The following is a 10,999-nucleotide window of genomic DNA, read 5'->3' as shown; positions in this document are numbered from 1 at the left end:
GAAGTAACACTGATTATTCTCCACAAACGCCAACGGCTTAAAGCTGTTGGGTTCATACAGATACAGTTTTTCCTTGTGCCCACGCTTTTCACTGAGCAGCACATCCCCGTTCCACACGAATTCTGTTTCCCCAAAGGCATCGCTTTTGCGCACCCGGCGGCCTAGCGGGTCGTATTCGTAGTGGAAGTTTTGGCCGCCTTTTTCAACAGTGGTGAGTTGGTTCTGGCTGTTGTAGTGGTATCGGGTTTGTATTTTTCCGCCGGTGCCACGGCGTTCCTGAATCAGGTTGCCGCGTGGGTCGTAGGTGAAGTGACGGTCGCCATGGAAGCGCAGGCGGTTACCGGGGGATGTTTTTTGGGTGGGTTGGTTTTGGGTTTCACTGTTCGCTGTGCCGCTCAGGATGTTGCCTGCCGGATCGAAGTCGAATTGTTCGCTGGCGTAGCCGTCCACTGCGGTTAGGCGGTCAAGCGCATCGTAGTGATAGGCGGTGCGGCCTTTGCGCAGGTCGTCGATCTGGTGCAGCCGGCCTGCGCCGTCGTATTGGTATTGCCGGTCGATCAGGGCTTCGCGGCTGTGTTGGCGTTGCACCCAGTGGCGGGTCAGGCGGCCTGCGGGGTCGTAGTCGCTACCTGCTTGCAGGGTGCCTTGTGTGCGGGCGATTTCCTGGCCCAGACTGTTGCGTTGCAGTTCTGTAATGCGCTGGCCGTTGTAGTCCAGTGCTGTGAACTGGCCGGCCTGGTTGAATTGATAGGCAATGGTTTCGCCATTGGGCAGGATGCTGCCGATACGGTGGCCCAGTGCATTGTATTCGTGGTGGATCTCGGACTGGTCCTGCTTTTCTGCCAGCAAGTGGCCGTTGGGGCTGTATTTGAAGGCGAGGGTGCGGGCGCGATTGACGGCACTGGCTAGGCGGCCGTTGCGATCGTAACTGAACGCGGCGTCATTACCGTCCGGGGTTTGCTTTTTAAGCATGCGGCCCAGTGCATCGCGTTTGAAGTGGGTGGAGTTTGCTTGCAGCAGTTCAGTTTCGGTATGTAGGCCTTCGATATGGGTTGTCAGGTGGCCTAGCGGATCGTATTGGTATTGTTGCACGCGGCCATCAAAGCCGACTTCTTCGATCAGGCGTTCGTTTTTATCGTATTTCAGTTGGTAGCGTTCGCCGTTTTCATTGATCAGCCCAATCAGGTTCCGTTCAAGATCGTATTGGTAATGCAGCACCTGTCCGTTGGGATCGATTCTCCGGACAACTTGCGCCAGGCCATCGTATTGAAAACGGGTGGTGCGGCCTAGTGCATCGGTGTATTGCGTGAGTTGGCGCGAGGCGTTGTAGTTGAGGCTGGCGCGCCCGCCGTCCGGATAGTGGATTGCGACAACGTCGCCTTTCTGGTCATGGGTGTAGCGAGTTTGCCTGCCGCCTTGCTCTACGGTGGCTACATTGCCCTGCTGATCGTAGCGGTAGTGGGTCGGCTCGACGGGTTGTGCTTCGTTGCCGGTGGCCCGGGTGATCAATTGGCCTTTGGCGTTCCAGGCGAGGATTTGTTTGTCGCCGTTGGGATCAATGATGATCTGGGGCAGGCCGACATCGTTATAGAAGTATTGAACGACGTTGCCTTCGGCATCGGTGGTTTTGCTGACCAGCCCCTGCTCGTTGTATTCCCGGCTCCAGGTGTTGCCTTCGGCGTCCAGAAAGCTGATCGGACGGTGCTTGAGGTCATACAGTTGGGTAAAGCCGCCCCCGGCAGCGTCTGAACAATAGGTCAGGTTGCCTACTTTGTCGTAAGTAAAGGTTTGCTCATTCCCCAGCGGATCGATGACTTTGGTTTTGCGGCCACAACGGTCATATTCGTAGCAGGTGGTATTGCCTTCGGGGTCGATTTCTTTATCCGGCAGGCCGTGTTCGTTGTAGTGTATTTCTAATAGATTGTCGTAGCTGTCATAGGATCGGCTGATGCGGTTGTCCGGGTCCCATTCGAAGTGATAGTCATAGATGGCACCATCGCCCAGGTCATCACCCCATTGACGGATACAGCGGGCTTTGGGTGTGTATTGATCCCATTGGAAATAGAAGTTGAAGCCGCTGCGCAGGGTGCGCTGGGTGATGATGTGGTTTTGATAACGGAACTGTTCGGCGTCACCGCCTGCGTCTTCCACTGCTATCAGGTCGCGCTGTTCATCGTAGTGGTAGCTGACCTTGGTTTGATAGGCGTTGGTTTGGAAAGCACCGCTTTGATTAGCGCCAGAGGAGGCTACGACCGGCGTAATTTGTTCACGGATGCGGCCAATCATGCCCCGGGCGTTGGCTTCAAACAGCAGAGTGCTGCCCCAGGTGGATTCCATGCGTTCGATCAGCTGGGTTTGATCGTTATAGAAACAGTCCCAGCGGTTGCCTACCGGATCGATCAGGGCTTTGAGGCGTAACGTTGCGGATCGGGCGCCGCTGATGATGTCGTCTCCGGCGAACAGCTTGTCCGGTTGGCCGGGTTGCTTCAGGTAATAGACGTTATGCCAGTCGCAATGCAGGATTAAGCCTTCTGCCCGGTTGCTGGTGAATTGGCCCACGGCAGGCACCGGGAATTCGATACGGCGGCCTTCGGCATCATGGAACAGGATACTGTCGTTGCCGATTTGCAGGGTTTCACTGACCGGATAAGTCCAACCATGGCCCAAGCCACGATTGACCGGATTCGAAGTACGGTAAAAACGCTTCCACTCCAGGGGAATTAATCCGCCGATGATAAAGTCTGTTTGCGGCAGCAGTTCTTCGCCTGTGATCATGCTGATGGGCTCAGACGACTGAACGGTTTTGTCTGCCTTAGGGGTGGTATCACCGTTGGGATTTTTACCCGTAGTTTCCAGATGACCGGCGTCCTGCCCGCTGAGCGGGCCATTACTGGCTGTGCTGGTGACTTTGCCGTCCACCGCGCCGCCGGATCGTCCCTGGTAGGTTTTTTTGGCTTTGGTTTTTTTCAGTTTGGTCGCGAGGGCAGTCAGGGTTTCGACTACTTTAGCGACTTTGGGCCCGCCGGTAGCAATCATTTTTGCGCCGACAGCCGATGTGCCGACAGCGCCGGTGGCCGCCGCCATCAAAGCGCCCACCACTAAGTCGGTGCCCATCGTGCCCGCCATATGGGCTTTATCCAGACTATGGTGCGCATCCCAGTAACGTTCCGGGAAGTCTTTCAGAATGGCCATCGCCTCTTCGTCGGACATTAGCAGAAAGAGGGTTTCAGCGGTTTCTCTTGAGGAGTCTGCAAACGCCTGACCGGCTGCTTCGGCCTGTTCTAATTTTGCCTGTAGTGCCTTTATATCGCCGGTGAGAATGGCGCCATAGATATCCAGGTATTCTTTGCCCAGGCTCGCCAGAACCGAGCCGACTGCGGCCACCATCTCGCCATATCCCGCAACACCGGTAACCAACCCATCTGCAATCGCACCGGTGTAGATAGCACCTTTTTCCACTAAATTGTATTCCGACAGCATGCGTTCGTGCATTGCTTTGGCATCGCTGGCGTCCATTACCAGGGTATCCAGGGATCGCTCCAGCTCTTTGCGCAGCTGAGCTGCATCCGCCTTGTCCTGAGTGTCGTTTTCGGGATGGAAGGTGACGGTTAAGGGGCCGGCGTGGACGTTATCCAGCTGAGCTTTGCCATCGGCGTCGGTCACACCTTTAATCGGGGAGGAGGGGTCTTTAGCGCAGATAACGGTATATGGGGTTTCAGCGACCGGCGTGTTATAGAGGTCGTCGTACACGAGGCTGATAGCGACCGGTTGGTTGGCCGAGCGGCAACTCGGCATGGCGTAGTTGTCAGGTATGGAGGAGCTTGCGCCCGATTTATTGGAATTGTTACCGCTGTTGCTGTCGTCGCCCATGTCTTGCTGATCCTCAGCACAAAATTCTACTTGGGTAGATAGACAGAGAGAGCGTTAAAGTTTAGGTTTTAACGGGCTTCTTCAAAAACACTGGCATTACTCATATACATTAAATTTCTACTTTATTTATCCTCCATGAGCATATACATTTGACGTATATGCTAGCAAGTTACTACTAGAAAGCATGGAAAACCGGGTAACAGTCCAAGGCGCCAAGCCGATCGGGCCTCCAGGAGAACAACAATGCCTAAACAGAACATTGACGAGTTAACCGACTTTGGTAAGCGACTAGTCACATTGCGCAAGCAGGCCGGTTATACCCAGACTGAACTGGCCAATGAGCTGGATGTCTCTCAGCGCATGGTATCCCACTATGAAGGCCATACCGAATACCCCCCGGCAGCCCTCTTGCCTAAATTAGCCGCACTGCTCAATGTCACCTCCGATGAATTACTCGGACTTGAACCCCTTAAAAAAAATCGCCAACCAGATACCCGCTTGCAGCGCCGCTTCCAGCAGATTGAGAAGCTACCCAACAAAGAAAAGCGTAAATTAGTGCAAGTCATTGATACGTTTTTAAAAGCAGCTCAATTATCGGAATCTACAACGCACCAATAACGGAGTGAATGATGAGTTTTCAACCCCAATCATTAGAACATTTAGTTGAGAAGATTCGGCACCTCCCACTCGAGCGCGTGGCTGAGGTGGAAGATTTTGTGGATTTTCTATGTGAACGCACCAAGCGTGAACAAATCAATAAACCGCACACGGCCTTAGACTTCCCTGTTTTAAGTGCAGGACAATGGCCTCAGGAATTAGAATTAAGTCGAGAAGAGATCTATGGTGACGATGGACGCTAAGCCTCTTTTTATTGACACTAATATCCTGGTATACGCCAGTGTGAAGGAATCCCCTTTTCAGCAGCAAGCGCTGGCTGCTTTAGAAACTGCGTATAATGCCAATCGTTCATTATGGATCAGTCGCCAGATCATCCGTGAATTTCTTGTCGTCATGACACGCCCGCAAGCGTTTGACTCCCTACCTAAAGATGCCGTTTTACAGCAGATCGAGCACTTCTCTAAAAAATTCAATGTAGCCGATGATACCAACAAAGAGACTCAGCAGTTAGTATCTCTGCTAAAGCAGTTCCCCTGTGGCGGCAAGCAAATACATGATATGAATATCGTCGCCTCTATGCTGGCCAATGGTGTCTCTAATTTGATGACTCATAACGTGAAGGATTTTAAACGATTTGAATCCATCATTATCGTAGAAAATCTATTAAACGAATAATAAACAACCCTGTCGAAGGAGCTAGCTCTCTACCTACAGATCCAGGAATCGGGGGATTTAGTTGTCCTGATATGAAGTTTAAGTTGAAACTGTTGGGTTCACATACAGCGCCTCTTCGCTGTTGCGCTTTTTACTGAGCACCACATCGCCGTTCCAGACAAATTTCGTTTCCCCGAAGGCATCGTTATCGGATACGGAGGAGCTTGCGCCCGATTTGTTGGAATTGTTACCGCTGTTGCTGTCGTCGCCCATGTCTTGCTGATCCTCAGCACAAAATTCTACTTGGGTAGATAGACAGAGAGAGCGTTAAAGTTTAGGTTTTAACGGGCTTCTTCAACCCCCGCCACCGTACACACCACCACCTTCACATACACACTGGCCAGCCACAAACTGAACCCGTCACCTTCAAAATCCCACGCCAATGGATCAATCCCGACCCGGATCATGGGGGGGTTGCTGTCGATCTTGTCCAGCAATGCCGGGCTGACTTCAGGGCCGGTAATCACACACCCGACCTTCTGCATCCCGATTGCCTGCTTCAGTTCCATCAGGTGTTTGGCACCGGGTTTCACATCCGGATTCAGCACCACGGCCCCCACAGAATGGATTCCCAGCTCTGCCTCCAGATACTGATAGGCATCATGAGCGAGTAAAAAAGGCTGACCTTGGGCAGATAAAATGGAGCGGGTTTGCTGATTCTGCTGTTGCAGGCTTTGATTTAGCTTTTCCAGATTTTGGGCTATAGATGGTGCCAGTTCGGGCCTGATAGCGACAATTTTCTCGCGAATGGCTTGCGCAAGCAAAAGCGCGTTTTCAGTATTAAACCAGAAGTGCAGGTCATAGGCTGAATTGTGACCGAAACGTTCCTGCTGATCCGGCTGGTGATCTTCGTCGTGCATCGCATCCCGCAGCGACAGCGTTTTGAGGCCGGGAACCGATTCCCAATTCAGGCTGATCTGCGCCCGCTGCGCCACTTTATCCAGATACGGTTCCCCTTGCGGGCCCAGCCACACCAGTAAATCCGCCTGCTGTATGGCTTTCAGATCGCTCGGTTTGAGCGCGTAATCATGAGGCGTGGCGCCTTCCGGTAATAAGGTTGTGACTCTCACCGGCGTATTTTGGGTGAGCTCCTGCACCATCAGCGCAATCGGACGCACCGAAGCCAGCAGTTGCAGCTCTGCGCCGGTTGATGGGTTCTCAGCGGCAGCATTAACGGGCGTTGTAACACCCCAAGACAGAGCCATTAGGCAGAAAATAAGTCGATACATCAGAATTCCAGACAGTAAATAGCAGATCAGCGAAAGCACAACGATGATAGCCGGCCGCGGCTGAGCGGCGCGCAATTGTACCATTGTTTTGGCCACGGATTGACTGGCAACTGAGCCTGATCATTGTGAAGCCGAGGCAACAGTATTAGGATGGCAGCGAATTCACAGGGGTCATCTGCTATTCATGTCAGACGAGATATTGGTCCACCTCCACGATGTGGGCCTTGATTTTAGAAACCGGCGTATTCTCAATCAGATTACATTCGATGTGCTTCGCGGGCAGATTCTTACCATTATCGGCCCCAACGGCGCGGGCAAATCGTGTTTGCTGAAGGTCATTCTGGGTTTATACCGACCCAGTCGAGGGGTCTGCCAGCAGATGCCGGATCTGCGTGTGGGCTATATGCCACAACGGCTGACGGTCGATTCGAGCCTGCCGCTGTCCGTGGAGCGTTTTCTGACGTTAGCGAATAACGGCGACACCGCCCCGGTGCAAGCCGCGCTAGACCGGGTTGGTGCGCGCTCACTTCGGGCAGCGGCAGTGCAAAGCTTATCCGGCGGCGAATTCCAGCGCGTGCTGCTGGCCAGGGCGTTGTTGCGTAAGCCGGACCTGTTGGTTCTGGATGAACCTGCGCAGGGTGTCGATTTGCAGGGGCAACAGGCGTTGTACCATTTGCTTGGCCAGTTGCGGGATGAAGCAGGCTTTGCCATTTTAATGGTGTCCCATGATCTGCATTTTGTCATGGCACAAACCGATCAGGTACTGTGCCTGAATCAGCATGTGTGCTGTTCCGGCACAGCCGACTCCGTGTCCCAACATCCGGAATACCTGAGTTTATTCAATAACAACGTCAACGATATTGCTATTTATACCCACAAACACGACCACCACCACGACCTGCACGGCAAAGTCGTAGAAGACGAAGACGGGTGCCACCACCATGATTGAACTGATGTTACCGGCGCTGTGCATTGGTCTGGTTTTGGCGGCAATCTCCGGCCCGATGGGGTGCTTTGTGGTCTGGGGGCGAATGGCGTATTTCGGCGACACCCTGGCCCATTCCGCGTTACTGGGCATTGCACTGGGTTTTTTGTTTGAACTGAATCCCTCCATCGGCGTGATTGTGGTGAGCAGCAGCATTGCCCTGGCCCTGACTGTGCTGCAAGGGCAGCGCTTCATCGCCAGCGACACCTTGTTAGGCATTATGGCCCACGGCACCCTGGCGCTGGGACTGGTATTGGTCAGCATGATGGACCATGTGCGGGTGGATCTGCTGGGGCTGTTATTCGGGGATCTGCTGGCGACGACCTGGTCCGATCTGGTGTGGGTGGGCTGTCTGGCCGGCCTGATCGGCATTACGCTGAAGTTTATCTGGCGTCCGTTGCTGAATATTACGGTCAACCAGGAACTGGCCCAGGCGGAAGGCACTGCGGTGGGCGTGGTCCGATTGCTGTATATGCTGGTGTTGGCCAGCGTGGTGGCGATTGGCATGAAAGTAGTCGGTGCGTTGTTGATAACGGCAATTTTGATTATTCCCGCTGCAGCAGCGCGCAAACTCGCTAACACCCCGGAGCGCATGGCCTTGATCGCCAGCTTGGTGGGCATGATGTCGGTGTTTTCCGGCCTGTCCTTGTCCTGGTATGCCGACACCCCCGCCGGACCCAGCATCGTATTGAGTTCGGCGCTGGCGTTTTTGTTGATTTTTATTTTGGTCAAAAGGCAAGACGGTTAAATTTATGTTTTCAGATCGCGTCAGTCACTTCCTGTTTTTAGCTCTAGAAATCATGTCTGCCCTGCTGTTGCTGGTGATGGGTATATTAGTACTGGTTGTGTTGGTGGTGTACATCGTTGACCGATCGCAGACGCAGCAGGCGATTCGGCGAAACTATCCGGTGATCGGTCGCTTTCGATATCTATTCGAACATCTGGGTGAATTTTTCCGGCAATATTTTTTCGCCATGGATCGCGAGGAACTGCCTTTTAATCGCGCTCAGCGTTCCTGGGTTTATCGCGCCGCAAAGGATCTGGACCGCACCGTGGCCTTCGGTTCCAGTAAAGACATCTATCGCTCCGGCAGCATTATATTTGTGAATACCGCCTATCCCACACTGGATGAAGACATGGTGGAAACCGCGCCGTTAGTAATCGGACCGGACTGCCCGCACCCCTATTCTGCAAAATCCATAATTAATATTTCCGGCATGAGTTTTGGCGCCTTGTCGAAACCGGCTGTGCAGGCACTTTCCCATGGTGCGAAGTTAGCCGGATGTTGGATGAACACCGGAGAAGGCGGTTTGTCACCTTGGCATCTGGAAGGCGAGTGCGATCTGGTGTTTCAGATTGGCACCGCAAAATACGGCGTGCGTGATGCGCACGGCAACCTCAGTGACGATAAGCTGTTGCAGGTGGCATCCCACGCCAACGTGCGCATGTTCGAAATTAAGCTTAGCCAGGGTGCCAAGCCGGGCAAAGGTGGCATTCTGCCTGCGGAGAAAGTGACAGAGGAGATCGCTGCCATTCGCGGCATACCGGTTGGTAAAGCCTCCGTCAGCCCCAATCGTCACCCGGAAATTCGTTGCGCAGCGGATTTGTTGGCCATGATTGAACGGGTGCGCCAGGTAACGGGCAAGCCTACCGGGATCAAAACCGTACTGGGTTCACCGGACTGGCTGGACGAACTGTTCTCGGAGATTCAAATAAAAGGGGTAGAATCGGCACCGGATTTTATTACCCTGGACAGCGCCGACGGAGGGACCGGGGCAGCACCCATGTCGTTAATCGATGATGTGGGCATGCCATTACGGGAATCATTACCCATTCTGGTGGATAAACTGGTGGAATATGGCTTGCGCGACCGTATCCGGGTTATTTGTTCCGGCAAATTAATTACCCCCAGTGCCGTGGCGACTGCGATCTGTGTGGGTGCCGATTTTGTCGTCTCCGCGCGGGGTTTTATGTTCTCACTGGGTTGCATACAGGCATTGCAATGCAACAAAAACACCTGTCCGACCGGCGTGACCACCCACGACCCGCGTTTGCAACAGGGCTTGGACCCCGAGAGTAAAAGCGTTCGGGTTTATAATTTTCATCGTAATCTGCAGCATGAAGTCGGGGTGATTGCGCACTCCTGCGGAGTGGCTGAGCCAAGACAGTTACGACGAGTGCATGCGCGACGAGTGATGGACGACGGGCGCTCAATCAGTCTGGAGGATCTGTATAAGCTGCGCTAGGACTTTGCATACTCTGCCACCTTTGATACCGCCTCCAGGTCTTCCGGCAACGCCAATGCCAAGCGCGCGCGTTTCAGTGCCAGCGCTCCATAAAATCGGGCCGCATCCTGCATTTCCGGATCGTCCTTCAACGACAGGGAATGCAACGCTTTCTGCAACCAGATCGCCACTTCTACAATGCCCGCACCATCCCGTGATATCACAGTAAACGCATCGTCAAACATATCCCGCATCGAGATGGCGGGAACCTCAACGCGATCGTACTCCGGTGTTTTGTTTTTATTGTCGTCGTCCTCTGAGGAAGGCTGGCTCCACAAATCGAAAAGCCTCACCATGGTGCCCAGAATATTGATTGCGGTGCCGGGATCATTCACCCCCGGAGATAAAGCACGGCCGGCAATTTCCGACAACACCACCAAACCGAAGCGCGGATCGTCGTCAAAAAGCCGATCGGAACCGATCTGAAACGATTCAGCAATGGACTGACCGTGATCCTGGCTCTGCTCCTGATTGCTTTCGGATTCCACACGAACATAAGCCAACGCCCGACCGGGCGCTGCGAATGTGCCCGGTAGCGCCGCCACAATCACGCGCAACCCGGCATCCTCTGCGTATTGCTGTATCGTTGCCATATCAATATGCTGCACATACCCGACACGATCTGAAAAAACAGCCATGCCTTTTTCACCCTGTTGTTCCGATTCGATATAAGGCACCCCACACAATGCTGGCGTGTCACGACGTCGCTTCAATGCGGACGTTGTCGCTTTTTCGACTTTATTGATGGTCGATCCCATCCGCCCCAGGCGGGCGATACTGTCTACCCACCGCACAAACGTAACGATCACGAGCATGAACACAAAGTTGGTCATACCGAAAAGAATAAACATCGCCGCCGGGCCAAAATAATTATTCTTGACCGCCGTAATCCCCACAATGCTGAAGATAAAAGCACCCACAAACGTAGACAGGGCATTCTGGGAGGCGTCGTCTGAGATCACTACCGCAAAAGAACGCGGCGTGGCTGTGCTGCTGGCAGAGGCATACGCGGAGACCATGGAAGCCACCGAGAACGTGGCGATGACCATCATACTCGCAGCCATAATAGACAATAAGGTTTCAACCGATCCCTGGGTAATATCCGGCACCCATTCCTTCATGCCCGTGCCATCGGCAAGTTTGGCTACAAAAACCACGCCGATCGATATCAAGCACACCGCCAACGGCTTTACCCACAGCCGCTCGCGAAACCGATTCAATAAGAACCTGAAATGATCTGCTGAAATATTGAAATTCATCCCATACCCTTTGTCTTTCGTTATCCCGGAAAAGGACAC

General features: G+C 53.4%; 10 protein-coding genes. 6 read left to right on the top strand and 4 right to left on the bottom strand.

Annotation, left to right across the window (positions count from 1 at the left end; all coding sequences use genetic code 11):
• The coding region (locus tag FT643_RS19485) for a DUF6531 domain-containing protein (RefSeq protein WP_156873097.1) at positions 1-3,870 on the bottom strand (3,870 nt) is incomplete at its 3' end.
• A gap of 243 nt (positions 3,871-4,113) precedes the next feature.
• On the opposite strand from FT643_RS19485, the gene FT643_RS19480 reads away from it, so the two are divergent.
• The 3 genes from FT643_RS19480 to FT643_RS19470 are packed head-to-tail and all read left to right on the top strand — an operon-like array spanning position 4,114 to position 5,163.
• Entirely contained in the window at positions 4,114-4,488 is a 375-nt protein-coding gene (locus FT643_RS19480) for a helix-turn-helix domain-containing protein (RefSeq protein WP_156873096.1), read from the top strand.
• Positions 4,489-4,499: 11 nt separating this feature from the next.
• Positions 4,500-4,730, top strand: a complete 231-nt coding sequence (locus FT643_RS19475; protein WP_156873095.1) for a hypothetical protein — start codon at positions 4,500-4,502, stop codon at positions 4,728-4,730.
• The gene (locus tag FT643_RS19470) at positions 4,711-5,163 is read left to right on the top strand and encodes a type II toxin-antitoxin system VapC family toxin (protein ID WP_156873094.1); all 453 of its coding nucleotides are present in this window, start codon (positions 4,711-4,713) and stop codon (positions 5,161-5,163) included. The genes FT643_RS19475 and FT643_RS19470 overlap by 20 nt, the downstream gene beginning before the upstream one ends.
• Positions 5,164-5,241: 78 nt before the next feature.
• Here FT643_RS19470 and FT643_RS19465 read toward each other — a convergent pair whose 3' ends face one another.
• Positions 5,242-5,415 (bottom strand): hypothetical protein, encoded by a 174-nt coding sequence (locus FT643_RS19465; RefSeq protein WP_156873093.1) that lies wholly within the window; start codon positions 5,413-5,415, stop codon positions 5,242-5,244.
• A 68-nt stretch (positions 5,416-5,483) separates the two neighbouring features.
• Positions 5,484-6,431, bottom strand: coding sequence for a metal ABC transporter solute-binding protein, Zn/Mn family (locus FT643_RS19460; protein WP_198043717.1), 948 nt, complete (start codon positions 6,429-6,431; stop codon positions 5,484-5,486).
• 184 nt (positions 6,432-6,615) lie between these two features.
• Here FT643_RS19460 and znuC point away from each other — a divergent pair, with 184 nt between their 5' ends.
• The 3 genes from znuC to FT643_RS19445 are packed head-to-tail and all read left to right on the top strand — an operon-like array spanning position 6,616 to position 9,662.
• A complete protein-coding gene (znuC, locus tag FT643_RS19455; protein ID WP_156873091.1) occupies positions 6,616-7,380 on the top strand; it encodes a zinc ABC transporter ATP-binding protein ZnuC in 765 nt (254 codons plus the stop codon).
• On the top strand, positions 7,373-8,164 hold the full coding sequence (locus FT643_RS19450; RefSeq protein ID WP_156873090.1) for a metal ABC transporter permease: 792 nt from the start codon (positions 7,373-7,375) through the stop codon (positions 8,162-8,164). Before znuC ends, FT643_RS19450 begins: the two co-directional genes overlap by 8 nt.
• Positions 8,165-8,168: 4 nt before the next feature.
• Entirely contained in the window at positions 8,169-9,662 is a 1,494-nt protein-coding gene (locus FT643_RS19445) for an FMN-binding glutamate synthase family protein (protein ID WP_156873089.1), read from the top strand.
• On the opposite strand, the gene FT643_RS19440 is transcribed toward FT643_RS19445, so the two are convergent.
• Positions 9,659-10,960 (bottom strand): DUF2254 domain-containing protein, encoded by a 1,302-nt coding sequence (locus tag FT643_RS19440; RefSeq protein WP_156873088.1) that lies wholly within the window; start codon positions 10,958-10,960, stop codon positions 9,659-9,661. The genes FT643_RS19445 and FT643_RS19440 overlap by 4 nt on opposite strands.
• Positions 10,961-10,999: the final 39 nt, after the last annotated feature.

It is taken from the genome of Ketobacter sp. MCCC 1A13808, from assembly GCF_009746715.1.
Lineage (GTDB): Bacteria > Pseudomonadota > Gammaproteobacteria > Pseudomonadales > Ketobacteraceae > Ketobacter.
Note: the sequence above shows the minus strand (reverse complement) of the source record. Positions and strands in the feature narration are given on the sequence as shown.

Bases quoted from the DNA above. Each gene is read 5' to 3' on its own strand.
- FT643_RS19470 (WP_156873094.1), top strand. From the start codon at position 4,711: ATGGTGACGATGGACGCTAAGCCTCTTTTTATTGACACTAATATCCTG.
- FT643_RS19480 (WP_156873096.1), top strand. From the start codon at position 4,114: ATGCCTAAACAGAACATTGACGAGTTAACCGACTTTGGTAAGCGACTA.
- FT643_RS19445 (WP_156873089.1), top strand. From the start codon at position 8,169: ATGTTTTCAGATCGCGTCAGTCACTTCCTGTTTTTAGCTCTAGAAATC.
- FT643_RS19465 (WP_156873093.1), bottom strand. From the start codon at position 5,415: ATGGGCGACGACAGCAACAGCGGTAACAATTCCAACAAATCGGGCGCA.
- FT643_RS19475 (WP_156873095.1), top strand. From the start codon at position 4,500: ATGAGTTTTCAACCCCAATCATTAGAACATTTAGTTGAGAAGATTCGG.
- FT643_RS19450 (WP_156873090.1), top strand. From the start codon at position 7,373: ATGATTGAACTGATGTTACCGGCGCTGTGCATTGGTCTGGTTTTGGCG.
- FT643_RS19440 (WP_156873088.1), bottom strand. From the start codon at position 10,960: ATGAATTTCAATATTTCAGCAGATCATTTCAGGTTCTTATTGAATCGG.
- FT643_RS19460 (WP_198043717.1), bottom strand. From the start codon at position 6,431: ATGTATCGACTTATTTTCTGCCTAATGGCTCTGTCTTGGGGTGTTACA.
- znuC (WP_156873091.1), top strand. From the start codon at position 6,616: ATGTCAGACGAGATATTGGTCCACCTCCACGATGTGGGCCTTGATTTT.